Genomic DNA, 15,295 nt, shown 5'->3' on the forward strand with positions numbered 1-15,295 from the left:
GCGTATTTTGAGTCTTGTAGTCGGCATCTGCCATTGAGTTTTACATTTATAATTGGAGGTGATCGTATGGCGTCGACTTTCGGCACCTATAGCGTCGCTTATTCGGGAATGTATGTGAATCAGGCCGCCCTTACAGCAACAAGCACTAATCTTGCTAATGTAGACACCACCGGAGCTTCAAAAGTACAAGTGACTAGCGCTGCCCAAAATACTGTCCAGTCGAGTGGGGCATCTACGGGAAATGGTGTTAGCGTAGCATCCATCACACGATCCCGTGATATATTTCTTGACAGCACTTACCGTTCCCAGAATGCCAGCGCCACTTATGACTCAGTGAAAAGCGGAAACTTGGAATATATAGATAAAATATTAAGTGAATATGATACTAACTCTACCACCGATACGACTACCACGACTTCTGGTGTGCAGGAGGCAGTAAATACCTTTTTTAATGCATGGGGAAATTTGTCTACGGATTCGAGTACCACTAGTACCCGTGTGGCGGTTACGACCGCCGCTAGTGACTTGGTCACAATGTTGAGCGATATTGACGATCAATTGCAGCAATTGCAGGCAGATGCTGTGACTGGAGTTCAAGATGGTGTGGACAGCCTTAATGACCTTGCCGGGCAAGTTGCGGACTTGAATACGCAAATTACTCAGGCAGAGGTAGGTGGCGGCGAGGCAAGCTGCCTGCGGGATCAGCGCGACGTGTTGCTTGATCAGATGTCTGCCTTGGCCGACATCAGTGTGACGACTGGTTCTAATGGAACGCTAAAAGTAACTCTCAATGGGTCGTCACTGGTGAATGGCACTACGGTCAATACATTAGTTGTCGCTGGTAGCGGGACAACTACTGATCCGTTGAAGGTAAAATGGACCGATTCCGATGATGAAGTCACGATTAAAAGTGGGAGCATAGCGGCATATATGGAAGATACAGATCAAACTGGCTATGAAACTATCGACGCGAGCGATATTCCTTATAATTTTACCACTACTGCAACTAGTTCGATCACTACTATGAGGCAAGCTCTAAATGACTTGATTACTACAATTGCAACCAAGGTTAATTCCTTGAGTACCTCAGGTGTTGACCTCAATGGCAATACTGGTGTTGACTTTTTTACTACCGTTGATTCCAGTCAGCCATTGAGTATCAGTAATATACAGGTTAACCCTGAGCTAGTTAAAGATTCTAACAAGGTAGTTACTTCTTCCAGCGGTGCAGATGGTGACAATACCATCGCCAGTGCAATAAAGGCTCTTGCTACCGATACTACTTGCTATAAGAATAGCGAATCAACAGCGCTTAATGTTACTCAATTCTATACGGCGGTGACTAAGTGGATAGGTACTGCAGGTGATACGGCGACGAGTAATTATACAACCCAAGCAGCTTTAGTTGAACAATTAGACAACCAGAGACAGTCTGTTTCAGGCATTTCCATTGATGAGGAAATGTCGAACATGATCAAGTTTCAAAATGCCTACGCTGCCAGCGCTAGGGTTATGAGTACGATTGATAGCTTGCTTGGTGATTTGCTTGCGGAATTTGATTAAGGATCTAGGCTAAATTAAGGGGTGAGTGAAAATGGCTTCAACTTTTTTGGGGCTTAGTATTACCAGTCGTGGTTTAAATGCTGCTCAGATCGGACTGGCGACGACCACGAATAATATGAGTAATATAGATACAACTGGTTATTCAAGGCAGGTGGTGACCCAGACATCCGTTGGTCCAGCTGCAGTTTACAGTAGCAGTTTAGTTGGTGAGGGGGTAGAGGTTACTTCGGTAGATAGGGTGCGAAGTTTCCGTCTTGATCAAAAGTATTGGCAGCAAAATAGTGCATCAAGTCAAGCGGAAGCCACGTCCACTTGTCTGCAACAAGTAGAAAATGTTTTCGGTAGTACGACTACGAGTAATATTACTACAGATCTTAACACGTTTACCTCAGAATTATCGACGCTGGCTAGCAGCACGACAGATACATCAGTTAGAGCTACGGTGTTGTCAGATGCGCAAACTCTCTGCGATACAATTAATACCGCTTCTACCACTCTGACGACTCAACGCAGTGATATCGACAGCGATGTGAAAACAACAGTGGGACAGATCAATTCTTATGCGACGCAGATTGCTACATTAAACAAGCAGATTTCCGTGGCGAGTGCATCAGGTGCTTCTACTAATGAGTTAGAGGATCAGCGGGGGTTAGTGGTCGATGATCTTTCAGGGCTAGTTGGTATCAACGTAATCCAAGAAAATAATGGCGATCTTACGATTGCTGTTGCTGGGGCCACCCTGGTGAGCGGTGATAAAGCTAACGAATTAGAATGCTATACCATTACCGATGCCACAAGCACTCAGAATGGCATGTCGGGCATTCGCTGGACAGATTCTGGTAAAGATTTTGATACAGGTGATTCTGGCGCACTAAATGGCTATCTTCAAGTTCGGGATGGTAGCACCGCAGATAGCAAAGGGATACCATACTATATCAGTCAATTAGATGATTTTGCACGGACATTTGCCAAAGCCTTCAATGAGGGCGTTACTTCTGGCAGTACCACCTATAGTGGTAGTGCTGATGGGGTGGGTATTGACGATGATGCTACGACGGGTACCCGTTTCTTTTCTTATGATAACTTATCATCGGCGGACCTGATGGCAAGTGGCACTGATATAGACGCAGTATACAGTAATATTACAGCGGCTAATATCAGTGTATCAAAGGATATTATAGATGATACGGATAAGATTCCAACAGCATCAAGCACTGGTGGGGACAGCAACGTTAAAAATCTTACTGATCTGATTAGTATATGTACAGATGTTAATATTTCTGGTAATTCTACAGTTTCGGGCTTATACAATGTGATCGTCGCCACTGTCGCCGGCGCCAGTGCCTCGGCGCAAACCGAATATGATCGCAAGAATACTAGCACAACCTATATCAACACCAGCCGGTCTTCTGTGTCCGGGGTTTCAAGCAACGAGGAGACGACTAATTTGACGACCTATCAAGCAGCGTATGCTGCGTCGGCTTCAATGGCTAGCACCTGGAGTGAAATATATAGTACGACCATCAATATGGTAAACACTGACTAACAGGGAGGGCTTTTTGTGCGCATAACCAATGGTATGGTAGCGGCAAATAATCTGCGGAATATTAGTAAGGCTGAAAATCGACTGGCGGCTGCGAATGCGGCGGTGTCGTCCAATCAAAAAATTCAGGCGGCTTCTGATGATCCATTGGTGGCGACGCGGGCGGTTACGTACCGTAGCTATGTATCCCAGATAGCACAATACCAAGATAATACGGATGCCGCCGATGGTTGGCAGACGGCTACGGATGATGCATTAAGCGGCTTGGTTGACAGTGTCACAACGTTGGGGACATTAGCGGGCAAGATAACTGACACTTTGAGTGCTGCTGATCTGACATCCATGAAGACGCAAGTTCAAACCTTGCAGGATGAGGTTATTTCTTATATGAATACCAATTATTGTGGCAGTTATGTTTTTGGTGGGTACAGCACGGGTACGGCACCTTATGCGGCGGTGTCTACGGATGTTGGTGATACCGTGACTTATAAAGGAGGTTACTTGAGCCTTGGTGGTGTGGTATCAGCGGATATATCAGATGATGATATCAAAACATTCTATACAGCTAACGATGGTGATGCCTATAATACGTTAACGACTGCGTCTGCCACGGCTCTGAAGGCTTCTACAGTAGCTACTGCAGCAGCTGCTGCTGCTCCCACTGACCTTACGTTAGCGGCGAAGGCGACAAATGCTAAGAAAACTTCGGATGCGCTAGAGGCGGCTGTCGCTACATATGGGGGGACGACGAATCTAACGGATGCGGTGGCTGCTGATAAGACAGCTTATCAGACGTTAGCAGCTGCTGTTACTACGTATGGTGGTACGACTACATTAACAGATGCTACTGCTATTGCTAAAACTGCTTATGATACGGCATCCTCGGCTTCAGCAGCGGATACTACTGATACTACGTTAGCAACCACAACGGCTACTGCTCTAACAGCTTATCAGACGTTAACAGCTGCTGTTACTACATATGGTGGCACGACTACGTTAACGGATGCTGCTGCTACTGCTAAAACTACTTATGCGACGTTAGCTGATGTTGCTACGAATGGAGATCAGAAAATTAATTATAATATTGGTTTTAGCAGTTCAGTTACCGTTAATACGGAGGGACAAGACGTTGTTGGCGAAGGTATTAACAATCTCTTCAATACGATTGCCAAACTACAGCTCGCATTAAACGGTGATACCAGCTATAAGACAGCTGCGGTGGACTCATCAGGTACAGTGACAGTTACGACCAATTCGTTAGATGTCAGCGATTTAAAGAGCGAATTTGCTACAGATCTTAGCAAGATAACTGCTGCTCAAGCTACATTAGGTGGCAATATGGATAGAGTGGCCAGTGCAGTTAATACCTTGAGTGATGCATCTACATTGTATAAGGGGCTCATGACTGACAATGAAAATATCGATACGGCGGCAGCAGCCACGGAATTAACTAGCGCTGAGTATACTTACGAAGCGGCCCTTGCGGTCGGGGCAAAGGTAACCTCCAAGTCACTGATCGATTATATTGCATAATGATAAAGGAAGGAGGCGGAGTAAATGTCCTCAAGTAGTAGTATTTCAACCAGTACGGTTAATGGAACGACCAGGATTACTGGCTTGTCTTCGGGCATTGATGTGGATAGTATCGTTGCACAACTGACGACTGCTGAGAAGGCAAAGAAGTTAAATAAATTGCAACAAAAGGAACAAACTGCTGAATGGAAACAGACAGCGTACCAAGACATAATCACTGATATTCAAGATTTTAGCAGTAAATATTTTAGTACAACCTCGTCCACTAGCATAATGAAAGCGAGTAATTTTTTACAGTACACTGCTAGTAGTAGCAGCAGTGCGGTTACGGTGACTGCCGCCAGCACTGCTGCTGCGGGGAGCCACACTGTGGCAGTCAATCAACTAGCGACGAAGGCCACGCTGACAAGTAGCACTAGTATTTCCAAAGATGTGCAAGGTTCATCGGCAGCGGATTATACGAGCCTCACCGGTGAAAGCTTTGTCATGACCTTGGATGGTACAGATTATACAGTTGATCTTGATGATGTGAATGGTACCACCGGTACTGCCGCGATCACTGCGCTGCAAACGGCGATTGATACTGCAGTCGGTTCGGGTAAAGTTACTGTCGGTACAATCACCTCAGGTACCACCACATGTCTACAGTTCACAGCCGCAGATAGTGGTGTACAGGCGATTACCGTTAGCGCCACCGATACCAATAGTGATGGCATAGCAGATAATGCAGGATTATCTGATCTAGGCTTCGGCACAGGTGCAATACTCTCTAACCGCTTAGACACATCTGATACGTTAGCAACAATTGCCGATCAGTTAAAGTCATCGATAGGGGCAGCGACATTTGGTACTGCTGGAGTCTCATTGATAATCAACGGTACGAAAGAAGAATTTTCCAGTACCACGACTCTCGCTAGTATGATGTCCACAATCAACAAGGCAGACCTGGGAGTCACGATGAGCTATGACTCGATTACTGGTGAGCTGAAGATGACGGCTGACGATACAGGCGCGGGCGATACAGTGGCAGTGACCGATACCGACTCGAGTACGAGCAACTTTGCTACATTGCTGTTGACGAATGCCACTGCTGGTGTAGATGCCAAGGTAACGATTGATGGTCAAGCCTTGACTCGTAGCTCCAACACCATTACCCTTAATGGAGTGACGTATACAGCTAATGCAAAGACGGATACTACCACTACCGCCGACGATGGAACGACGACGACGTCTAACAATGCTACGGTAAGTGTAACGCAAAATACTAGTGGTGTTTACGACCTAATCAGCAATTTCGTGGATGCTTATAATACGTTGCTTGATACTATCAATACTGCTATTGATGCAAATGCTGATTCAGACTACCCGCCACTCACGGATGATCAAAAATCGAGCATGACAGATGATCAAATTACCGCTTGGGAAACCAAAGCAAAAGTAGGGTTACTGGAAAGTGACTCGACGTTAACAACCTTTTTAAGCAGCTTACGGACAGCTGTGATTGATTCAGTTTCTGGACAGACATCCAGTCTTTCCGACATCGGCATAAGCAGCGGAACCTATGACGAGAAGGGGACGCTAGAGATTGATGAAGACACACTGAAGGCAGCCATTGCCAGTGACCCGGAATCGGTTATGACTCTTTTTACCCAGCAGTCTTCCTCTTATCCCAATAATTCGACGGTGCGGAATCTGTCATCAAGTGCATTGAATACCAGGTATAAGCAGGAAGGCATTGCCTACCGCTTTTACGATATCCTGCAGAAGAATATTTCAACTGTCACGGATACGGCTGGCAATAAGGGTTCATTAATAGAAATAGCTGGTAGTGCTGACTTCACCACTACCACCGATAATCTGAGCAAATTAATTGCTAAGTATACAACTGAAATCGATACCGAGCAAACCCGAATAGATGATTATGAAGATACGCTTTATGACAAATACACTACGCTAGAAACATATATTAATAAAATGAATTCACAACTTTCATCCTTGTCATCAATGACTAGTAGTAGTTGAGTTATTTAGGTAATACAAATATTTTCAAGGAGTGGATCGTATGGGGCAGTGGGAAAAGGCCAGTTGCTGCTTAAATAAAAAAATACAAATTATCGAAAAAATTGCTGTCAATACCGAAGCTCAGTGCCGTTTTATTCACCGACGAGAGATGAACGGTCTAAAACGCACCCTCGCAGAACGAGACGTGCTAATCTGGAAACTCATTGCTATAAATGAAGAGTTATCCAGCGATCAAACCTGGAAACGTATGGGGAAGTTAAAGTCGATAATTCAGGATATTACCCATAAAGAACAAGAAATAATGGATCGCAGCCGCCAAATCATCCAGGAAGCTGTCATTGAGCGGGCTCGTATTGCCGCCGAATTAAGAAATAGCAAGGCGCAGAGACAGGTAAAAAGTCAGTATATCAATCCTTGGGTTATAATGATGTCGGGACGCCACATCAATAGAAAAGGCTGAGCAATACTTGGAAACATATTGAGGTGTTATCATGCAGAAAAATGTAAACGAGGTTCAAAGGGGGAATGGTCGTGAATGCTGCCAATGCATATAAGAGACAACAAGTCATGACCGCACCATCCGAAGAGTTGACGCTAATGCTGTACAACGGAGCCATTCGCTTTGTTACAGAAAGCATTCTGGCTATTGAAAAGAAGAATCCTGAGAAGGCACATATCTCGAATATGCGAGCGCAAAATATCGTTCGTGAATTTATGGTGACAATGGATATGAAACAGGAAATATCCAAGACATGGTTACAGGTTGATGAATATATATTACATTGCTTGATTCAGGGCAATATAAAAAAAAATACGGCGCCATTAAAAGAAGCAAAAAGATTGTTGTTGGGATTTCGCGACGTATGGCTCCAAGCCATGAAGCAAGTGCGGAATGGCAAAGTAGTAGGGAAGTAAGGATTCTTTTGTTGGTTAGTCATATATAGCAATGAAAATCTCTGTCTTGAAGTAGTAGGCAGGGATTTTTACGTTATAAATTAGAGGTGTAGGAGATGACGGTAGAAGAGTGTATAGTTGAAGGGCTTACGTTGATAGCAAATCATGAATGGCGGCAAGCAGCTTTGTTTTTTTGCCAAGCGATAAAACTGGATCCAAGTTTGCCGGAGGCCTATCAACGCTTAGGCGAGGTCTTAATACTGATAGGTGACTGGGATAACGCCCAAGCGTGTTTTGGTAAGGTTATTGAATTAGATCCCGAAATTCCAGAGGCCTATAACCATTTAGGGGTGGTTTTAAAACATAAAAACTTCCTAGATGAAGCGGAAGAGTGTTATCGTCAGGCGATTGAGAAAGAGCCAGATTACTTTGATGCATTTCATAATTTGGGAAATTGTCTTAAATGGACCAATCGCTTTGATGAAGCGGAGGTTTCCTATCTTCGAGCCTTGGCGCTACGGCCGGACTCTGAAAAAACACGTTTTTCACTGGCAACTCTATATTTACTGCGCGGGCAATATAATAAAGGCTGGAAACTATACGATTCGCGGTTTAATTGGCAAGAAAAATTCTGTATGGATATCCCTATTTGGCAAGGAGAAGCTTTGGCGGGGCGCAAGGTGCTGCTATTTTATGAGCAGGGCCTTGGTGATATGATTCAATTTATTAGATATGCAAAGCAAGTTGCTCAAGCTGCGACAAAAACGACAATATGGATTCAAAAACCATTGGAACGATTGCTGATTAATATGCAAAATGATTTATCTGTCTGTAGCAGTGGCAGGAATATCGATCCAGAACAATTTGATTTTGCTTGTTCACTATTTAGTCTGCCAGCAAAATTTAATTCAGAGCAAGAAACGTTTGCTAGTTGCATTCCTTATATCCATGGAGATCAGGATGTTTCAGCAAAATGGCGAAAAATTATCGATGAGCTGGCTGGCGGAAGATGCAAGGTTGGAATTGTCTGGGCGGGAAACCCTGAGCATGCAGATGATCAGAACCGATCAATACCATTTGAATTAGTTAGTAAGTTGTTTGATAACAGTACAGTATTTTGGGTTAGTCTGCAGGTGGGGAAAGAGGTTCAAGATCTAACGCCAAGGTCCCAGTGCCTATTTGATTGCTCCGGAGAACTTGTCGATTTCGCAGAAACGGCTGGAGTGATAGATAATCTTGACCTGGTCATTTCTGTTGATACGGCTGTTGCTCATTTGGCAGGAGCTATGGGAAAAAAGATATGGCTGCTTTTGCCGTACAGATCAGATTGGCGATGGGGTCTGCACGGCGAAGACAGTCCATGGTACCCGACGATGCAGCTATTTCGTCAGCATAAACTCGGCGATTGGCAAGGAGTGCTGGAAAGGGTAAAAAATCTCTTGCGGGATATTGTTTGATGGAGAACACTTTTTCCCAGTAAAAAAAGAAAGTAAATAATAAAAGGGTTGCCTCAAGAAATGAGACAACCCTTTTTATTATTTCATTATGATTGTAACAGAGTCAATACTCTCTGCGGCTGTTGATTTGCTTTAGACAACATTGCAGTAGCCGCTTGGGTAATGACGCTTAGTTTAGTGTATTCGGCCATTTCTGAAGCCATATCAGTATCGCGAATATTGGATTCAGCAGAAGTTAAGTTTTCACTTTCCGTATCAAGATTATTGATATTGCTTTCTAGACTGTTTTGTACAGCACCTAGGTTAGAACGTTCGGACGAAACTTTCTTAATTGCCGCGTCTATTGTAGTGATAGCACTAGTAGCACTTTTCGCAGAGCTTAGATCAATACCTGTTGTAGAAGTAGAGCCTGCAACCCCCAGGCTGTTGGCGTCCATATCGCCGATGGAAAGCGTCATTGTCTGCTTTGAGTTTGCGCCAACCTGAAAGGTCAGGGCATTGGTAGCATCTACAGTAACAGTAGCAGTATCTCCAGTTTGAACAGTGCCATCTTTACCAGTGACAGTAAGGTCAAAAGCCGTTAATGTGTTGCCGTTAGCTGTAGCTGCTGCTCCATTAATTGTACCTGCTGCGTCTGTGCCAGTAGTAGTAACACTTGTTGCAGTAGCGTCTGTTGTTGCATTAAACAGACCTGTTAATGTGGTATTATTAGCTTTTAAAGTAATTGAAGAATCGCTACCATAGGTGCTATCGGTTAATGTAATACATTTTTTAGTACTATCATATGCGGCAGTTACACCAGTAGTTGTTGTTTGGGCATTAATCTTTTGCAGAACACCATCTACCGTGTCACCAGACGCAATGGTTACCGTTGTTCCGTTAATGGAAACATCTCCTGCATAAGTAGTTGCAGAATCAGTACTAGCTGCAATAGTACCTCCTGTACTAAGACCGGTACTTGCTTGTGTTGCAACTGCGGTATAACTAACCGTATAATCACCTGTTGTGGTATTATTTCCAGCAACAGTCGCGGAAGCATCAATTGAAGCTGAATTTGTGCCAGACACAGATGTAGTAGAACCGCTATCGCCATTGAGCAATTTCTTAGTGTTGTATTCAGTGTCATTAGAAATACGATCAAGTTCCTGGCGGAGTGAGTTTGTTTCATCTTGGACTGAGGTTCTGTCATCGTCGGTCAAAGTATCAGATGATGCTTCTACAGCAAGTTCGCGCATGCGTTTTAAGATTGAAGTTGTTTCGTCGAGGGCGCCATCTGCTGTCTGGGTCAAAGATGTAGCATCTTGAGAGTTGCTACTCGCTTGGTCAAGGCCTTGAATTTGGCTACGCATTTTTTCGGAAATAGCCAGTCCAGCTGAATTGTCAGCCGCGCTGTTGATAGAATACCCGGATGACAGCTTTTGCAGGGATGAATTCATGAGCGTAGTGTTTTTGTTTAATTGGTTAGTTGTGTTCAATGCGGACATGTTTGTACTAATTACCATTGACATAATTTATTCCTCCTTGATTTTGAACAAAATTTAACTTCCGTGTACCATTTTGCATTAGAATTTTGCTGCAATGAGCTTCTTTCTAATGCAAGTCATTTACTGAAATGACTTGTTCCCTATTACCGGCTATGGGTAAACGCCTCCTTTCGCGTTTATCTATTATTATTTTCGAAGAGAAATATTAAGATTGTATTTAGTAAATAGGTAAAATAATAAGTTTCTGTCGATTTTCTAAAAATAATAGTATTTTTTAGAAAGAGAATTCCAATTTTGATAGTTTATAATAATGGGCGGGAAAAAAGTATAACAGAAGTAAATGAAAAGCATGATGAAGGAAGCCACTGGCAGTGGTGTTTTTCTAAACTATATATTTGCTTATATATAGTCAAAAGGAATTATTTACGGTCTAAAAATTTAAGATAAGTTAAATTAGTAAATAAATTAATACTAAAACTAAATAAAATTTAAATAATGATATGTCATTATATAAATACAGAAATGTCCAAGGATGGATAATTTTTCACAAGGCTGTGGTTTCAAAGGGTGTTTTGAATGAAACTATTACTAGTAGATGACGAGAGTAAATTAGTTGAAGCACTATCCTATTTATTAAAAAAGAATGGCTTCGTAGTCGATATTGCTATGGATGGTGAAACAGGCATTGAAATGGCCTGCACTGGAATCTATGATATTATTATTTTGGATCGCATGTTGCCCTATTTAGATGGTGTATCGCTGCTGAAAGAATTTCGGAGACTAGGACATAGTACTCCCGTGCTCTTTTTGACAGCAAAGGATACCCCAGACGATCGGGCGGAAGGTTTAAATGCTGGTGCTGATGATTATTTGGTTAAACCATTCTTCACCGTAGAATTAGTAGCAAGGCTACAAGCTCTAGCCCGTCGCAAAAACAAAGAAATAGTGGATACCATTTTAATTCTTGACGATATTAGATTCGATCCTCAACGTGCCCAAGTGACTAAAAAAGATAGGGTAATTCAGTTAACATTAAAAGAATCACAACTGTTAGAACTATTAATACGCAATCAAGGCCAAGTGGTTACCAAACAACGCATTATAGAAAAAGTATGGGGCTACAATTCCGAGGCGGAAGAAAGTACAATCAATATATATATTCATTACTTACGCAAAAAAATTAACATATCCAATTTGAAGACGGTAAGGGGCGTTGGCTATTATTTGCCGAAAAGCAATATAACGAAAGTTGCGAATTAAGTTTTTAAAAAAGTAAAAAAGTTACCTGTTATTTACAGGTAACTTTTTCTACTTTCAACATAGTCGATATTTTATGTCTTGCTGGCTTGCATATATCTCAATCTCGAGCTGGAGTCTTTCCATGATAATTTTTCCTACCATGTCCTGCACTTCTTCAGCGGTTTCTTTAACACCCTTGTCAAGAGATAACAAGAGAGCGTCAGCCTGTTCTCGGGACAGATTAGGGGGAACTACCAAATTAAAAGTAGGCTCAAATGATTTACAGGCATAATTTTCGATATAATCTCTCATTCGGTTACTTACATAATTTATAAAATCTTTATCTGCTGTTATCTCGGCTAGATACATTCGTATATGTCTTTCTATTTCCTCACAAGGGTTTTCGACTTGTGTAGGAAAAGGGATGATTTTTGATTGCAAAATAGTACCTCCTCGGTAAAATTAAAATAAAGTCTTACCTTATGTTGTAGGATTTGGCGTAAGTTAAATATTCACAAGTTTTTCTTCTTGAATGTATTTGAAACTATCTTCGTAGATCTCGCCGCGGATAATATTTATATATTTAGGGGCATCGATTGCCAGTCTTAAATCGCCCTCGTCACTTCTGACGACTTTGACCATAATATCTTTTCCGATCATAACGTATTCGCCAGGTTTTCTTCCCAATACCAGCATAATCATTTTCCTCCTCATATATAAATAAAATTCTTCTTTTACTATCATCTCATTCTTTTCTTTAGTTAAGATTAAATTATTATCAATAAAAAGCAAAATAGTCGAAAAGGTGCCCTACGTTATAATATAGGGCACCTTTTTCTATAGTTGACGGTATTAATGTGAATATAGCAATTACATTTAGACAAAATAAGTAGAGGTGTACAAATAGAAAATAGTCTCTGCTGTGAGAATGAGTTAAAAAATTCTATAGCAGAGATTGTTTTTTTATGTAAAGGAATCTATAAAGGTATACGCGAAGAAATAATAAAACTTGTAAATAGAGTAGTAATAGCAGTAATAGTTGATTTTATGATGAGAAAGGAAGAGTATTTATGGATGTTACACCAAAATCAGAAATCGAAAAAAGGATTTATAGCTTTCAGGAAAAACTAAGAGGTCAGGAGCTTGACGGAGGAATCATTGTATTAAATAGTGATATGTTCTACTTTGCTGGTACAGTACAAAATTCCTATTTATATATCCCTGCTACTGGCGATCCTGTGTTAATGGTGAAAAAAAGCTTACGACGTGCTCAAGAGGAGTCTTCACTCAAAAATATTATTCCCATTAAGCACCCTATGGAAATCCCCGCAATTCTGGCAAGCTTTCATTGTACAAATTTGAAAAAAATAGGACTAGAATTGGATGTTTTACCATTTAATATTTACCAAATGTATAGAAAAGTATTTCCTAGTGCCGGATTTAGCGATATTTCCCCTGCGATAAAAGAAATACGTATGATCAAGTCACCCTATGAAGTAGAACTTTTGCGCAATGCCTTACAAGTTGCGGATCAGGCTTTTTCCGCAGTCCCTACATTTTTACAGGCAGGAATTCCAGAAATTGAATTAGCTGCTTTGTTTGAAGCGGAGCTACGTAAAGGTGGGTATTCTGGTTCCTGCAAAATGAGAGCCTTTAATCAAGATTTCTTTTACGGAAACGTGTGTAGTGGCAGCAATGGCTCTTATCCTAGTTTCTTTGATGGACCTGTAGGGGGTAAAGGTGTATCTTTATCCTTCCCCCAAGGGGCTGGATGGAAGAAGATAGAAAGAGATGAGATTGTTTATATCGATTATACTTGCGTGGTACAAGGTTATACAGGTGACCAAGCACGAATTTTCTGTGTAGGGGAACTTACTCCTCATATGACAAAGGCGTTTGAAGATATGTTACTGATTCAGGATGAAATACTTAAGGGAATCAAGCCGGGAACACCTGCTGAAGAGCCTTATCTATTAGCTGTAAAAATAGCAGAAGAAATGGGCTATAAAGACTACTTCATGGGCTACAAGGAAGATCAGGTTAAGTTTGTTGGTCATGGTATTGGCTTAGAACTTGATGAATGGCCTATATTTGCTAAAGGACTTAAGAATCCGATCTTGCCTGGTATGACTTTTGCGCTGGAACCAAAATTAGTGTTTCCTGAAGGAGCCATTGGAACGGAGAATAGCTATGTTATGACAGAGGAAGGACCCAAGAAATTAAGTTTGACTCCTGAGGTTATCACCTATATTAAGTAAGAACAACAAATTATGAGGAAATATTATTACTTCATATTGAAAGAATGTCCTAGAAGAGATGCTACTCTTCTAGGACATTTTTTTCTACTTGAAGGATAATATACTTTTTAAAATTAGAACTGCTGGCTGAAAAGAAATAACCAAATGTTAACATGAAAATAATAGTTAGCTTCGTTATTTGTGTTATCTTAGGATTGAAAATATAATTTTTCTCCTAGAGAATCATAAAGACAAAATTCTGTCAGTTATCATACATAATAGGCTTTTTATTAGAAGGGGGGATTTCTTTGAGTTATTTACCTTTGTCAGATATCAAGATAGGAATGACTCTTAATCAGGTATTTGTCAGTCCAGATGCAAAGATGGTTTTTGGGCAAGGAACGGTGGTAAATGAGTATTTACTATCTTGCTTAAAAAGATGGGCAGTAGAAGGTGCCGATGTGCTAGAGGTCGCAACTGCTGATTTTAACATAGCTGAAATTGAGAAAATGGTTTCGGATATTGTTATAACCTTGGAAAATAGTACAACCATAGAAAAACATGGACAAGTCACTACAGAGGTGCATTCTGAGATAGAAATAGAATTGAAACGAATTTTTTTGCGTGCTAGGTATCATGGGGTTATACCTTTAGATACGATTCTTAACTTGGTTAATACGAAAATCTACCCAAGGCTGTCCCAAAAGGATTCTTTTATACAATTACATGCAGATACCTCATCTGGAGATTATCTGTATAGGCACGCATTAGATGTTGCTCTACTTTCTGGTTATCTCGGGCAATGGCTCGGCTATGGTGACAGTGATATTTTGAACCTTGCTTTGGCTGGATTACTGCATGATATTGGTAAATCTCGATTCAAATCTGAAGTGTTAAGCAAACCTGATAAGCCAAATTGGGAAGAGTTCAATATTGCTAAAATACATGCAAGCTATAGTTATCAATTGCTGGCGCAAACAGAGATTGTACCTGATGCAGTTTTAAATGCAGTTCTTCAACATCATGAAAGAATGGATGGTTCAGGATACCCTTATGGGTGTAGCGACACAGAGGTCACTATGTTAGCTAGAATTATTGCTGTAGCTGACGTATATGACGCTCTTATTAGTAATCGTTACTACAAAAAGAGCGTTTCACCACAAGAAGCAATAGAAATAATGATGTTTCAGATGTCCGGGCAATTAGATACTCGTGTTTTGGCCTGTTTAATAGAGCATGTTAAAAAATTTGATGTAGGAGGTAAAAGGTCCGTTCTACATAACTTAGCAATGTAAAAAAGTGCAGCACATAGGGAGTCAATTT

Annotated in this window: 13 protein-coding genes; 10 read left to right on the plus strand and 3 right to left on the minus strand. The window is 41.3% G+C overall.

What is annotated here, in order from left to right; genetic code table 11:
* The first annotated feature begins 66 nt into the window (after window positions 1-66).
* The 7 genes from flgK (QSJ81_RS20040) to QSJ81_RS20070 all read left to right on the plus strand — a co-directional run bounded on the left by flgK (QSJ81_RS20040) (window position 67) and on the right by QSJ81_RS20070 (window position 9,012).
* Window positions 67-1,563, plus strand: a complete 1,497-nt coding sequence (gene flgK, locus QSJ81_RS20040; RefSeq protein WP_285719115.1) for a flagellar hook-associated protein FlgK — start codon at window positions 67-69, stop codon at window positions 1,561-1,563.
* Between the two features lie 31 nt (window positions 1,564-1,594).
* Window positions 1,595-3,109: a flagellar hook-associated protein FlgK gene (gene flgK, locus QSJ81_RS20045; protein WP_285719116.1), complete on the plus strand. Its 1,515-nt coding sequence runs from the start codon at window positions 1,595-1,597 to the stop codon at window positions 3,107-3,109.
* A 15-nt stretch (window positions 3,110-3,124) separates the two neighbouring features.
* Window positions 3,125-4,639 carry a flagellin N-terminal helical domain-containing protein gene (locus QSJ81_RS20050; RefSeq protein ID WP_285719117.1) on the plus strand — a complete coding sequence of 505 codons (1,515 nt, stop codon included), beginning with the start codon at window positions 3,125-3,127 and terminating at the stop codon, window positions 4,637-4,639.
* A 24-nt stretch (window positions 4,640-4,663) separates the two neighbouring features.
* The gene (gene fliD / locus QSJ81_RS20055) at window positions 4,664-6,661 is read left to right on the plus strand and encodes a flagellar filament capping protein FliD (protein ID WP_285719118.1); all 1,998 of its coding nucleotides are present in this window, start codon (window positions 4,664-4,666) and stop codon (window positions 6,659-6,661) included.
* 40 nt (window positions 6,662-6,701) lie between these two features.
* Complete coding sequence (locus QSJ81_RS20060; protein ID WP_285719119.1) at window positions 6,702-7,121, plus strand: hypothetical protein; 420 nt, start codon at window positions 6,702-6,704, stop codon at window positions 7,119-7,121.
* A gap of 65 nt (window positions 7,122-7,186) precedes the next feature.
* The gene (gene fliS, locus QSJ81_RS20065) at window positions 7,187-7,576 is read left to right on the plus strand and encodes a flagellar export chaperone FliS (protein WP_285719120.1); all 390 of its coding nucleotides are present in this window, start codon (window positions 7,187-7,189) and stop codon (window positions 7,574-7,576) included.
* Between the two features lie 95 nt (window positions 7,577-7,671).
* Complete coding sequence (locus tag QSJ81_RS20070; RefSeq protein WP_285719121.1) at window positions 7,672-9,012, plus strand: tetratricopeptide repeat protein; 1,341 nt, start codon at window positions 7,672-7,674, stop codon at window positions 9,010-9,012.
* Between the two features lie 86 nt (window positions 9,013-9,098).
* Here QSJ81_RS20070 and QSJ81_RS20075 read toward each other — a convergent pair whose 3' ends face one another.
* Window positions 9,099-10,520, minus strand: coding sequence for a flagellin N-terminal helical domain-containing protein (locus QSJ81_RS20075; RefSeq protein ID WP_285719122.1), 1,422 nt, complete (start codon window positions 10,518-10,520; stop codon window positions 9,099-9,101).
* Window positions 10,521-11,072: 552 nt separating this feature from the next.
* Between QSJ81_RS20075 and QSJ81_RS20080 the strand changes: the two genes are divergently transcribed.
* Window positions 11,073-11,756, plus strand: a complete 684-nt coding sequence (locus QSJ81_RS20080) for a response regulator transcription factor (RefSeq protein WP_285719123.1) — start codon at window positions 11,073-11,075, stop codon at window positions 11,754-11,756.
* 54 nt (window positions 11,757-11,810) lie between these two features.
* Here QSJ81_RS20080 and QSJ81_RS20085 read toward each other — a convergent pair whose 3' ends face one another.
* Both QSJ81_RS20085 and QSJ81_RS20090 read right to left on the minus strand, forming a co-directional pair.
* Window positions 11,811-12,176 (minus strand): hypothetical protein, encoded by a 366-nt coding sequence (locus QSJ81_RS20085; RefSeq protein ID WP_285719124.1) that lies wholly within the window; start codon window positions 12,174-12,176, stop codon window positions 11,811-11,813.
* A 63-nt stretch (window positions 12,177-12,239) separates the two neighbouring features.
* Entirely contained in the window at window positions 12,240-12,431 is a 192-nt protein-coding gene (locus QSJ81_RS20090) for a carbon storage regulator (protein WP_285719125.1), read from the minus strand.
* Between the two features lie 374 nt (window positions 12,432-12,805).
* Here QSJ81_RS20090 and QSJ81_RS20095 point away from each other — a divergent pair, with 374 nt between their 5' ends.
* The gene (locus QSJ81_RS20095; RefSeq protein WP_285719126.1) at window positions 12,806-13,993 is read left to right on the plus strand and encodes a M24 family metallopeptidase; all 1,188 of its coding nucleotides are present in this window, start codon (window positions 12,806-12,808) and stop codon (window positions 13,991-13,993) included.
* 287 nt (window positions 13,994-14,280) lie between these two features.
* Window positions 14,281-15,267, plus strand: coding sequence for an HD-GYP domain-containing protein (locus QSJ81_RS20100; RefSeq protein ID WP_285719127.1), 987 nt, complete (start codon window positions 14,281-14,283; stop codon window positions 15,265-15,267).
* Window positions 15,268-15,295 lie beyond the last annotated feature (28 nt).

The sequence above is a fragment of the Pelosinus sp. IPA-1 genome, assembly GCF_030269905.1.
GTDB lineage: Bacteria > Bacillota > Negativicutes > DSM-13327 > DSM-13327 > Pelosinus.

What these genes read in the sequence shown, in the direction of transcription:
- flgK (WP_285719115.1), top strand. Translation starts at nt 67, where the DNA reads ATGGCGTCGACTTTCGGCACCTATAGCGTCGCTTATTCGGGAATGTAT.
- fliD (WP_285719118.1), top strand. Translation starts at nt 4,664, where the DNA reads ATGTCCTCAAGTAGTAGTATTTCAACCAGTACGGTTAATGGAACGACC.
- QSJ81_RS20095 (WP_285719126.1), top strand. Translation starts at nt 12,806, where the DNA reads ATGGATGTTACACCAAAATCAGAAATCGAAAAAAGGATTTATAGCTTT.
- fliS (WP_285719120.1), top strand. Translation starts at nt 7,187, where the DNA reads ATGGTCGTGAATGCTGCCAATGCATATAAGAGACAACAAGTCATGACC.
- QSJ81_RS20075 (WP_285719122.1), bottom strand. Translation starts at nt 10,520, where the DNA reads ATGTCAATGGTAATTAGTACAAACATGTCCGCATTGAACACAACTAAC.
- QSJ81_RS20090 (WP_285719125.1), bottom strand. Translation starts at nt 12,431, where the DNA reads ATGCTGGTATTGGGAAGAAAACCTGGCGAATACGTTATGATCGGAAAA.
- QSJ81_RS20060 (WP_285719119.1), top strand. Translation starts at nt 6,702, where the DNA reads ATGGGGCAGTGGGAAAAGGCCAGTTGCTGCTTAAATAAAAAAATACAA.
- QSJ81_RS20080 (WP_285719123.1), top strand. Translation starts at nt 11,073, where the DNA reads ATGAAACTATTACTAGTAGATGACGAGAGTAAATTAGTTGAAGCACTA.
- QSJ81_RS20070 (WP_285719121.1), top strand. Translation starts at nt 7,672, where the DNA reads ATGACGGTAGAAGAGTGTATAGTTGAAGGGCTTACGTTGATAGCAAAT.
- flgK (WP_285719116.1), top strand. Translation starts at nt 1,595, where the DNA reads ATGGCTTCAACTTTTTTGGGGCTTAGTATTACCAGTCGTGGTTTAAAT.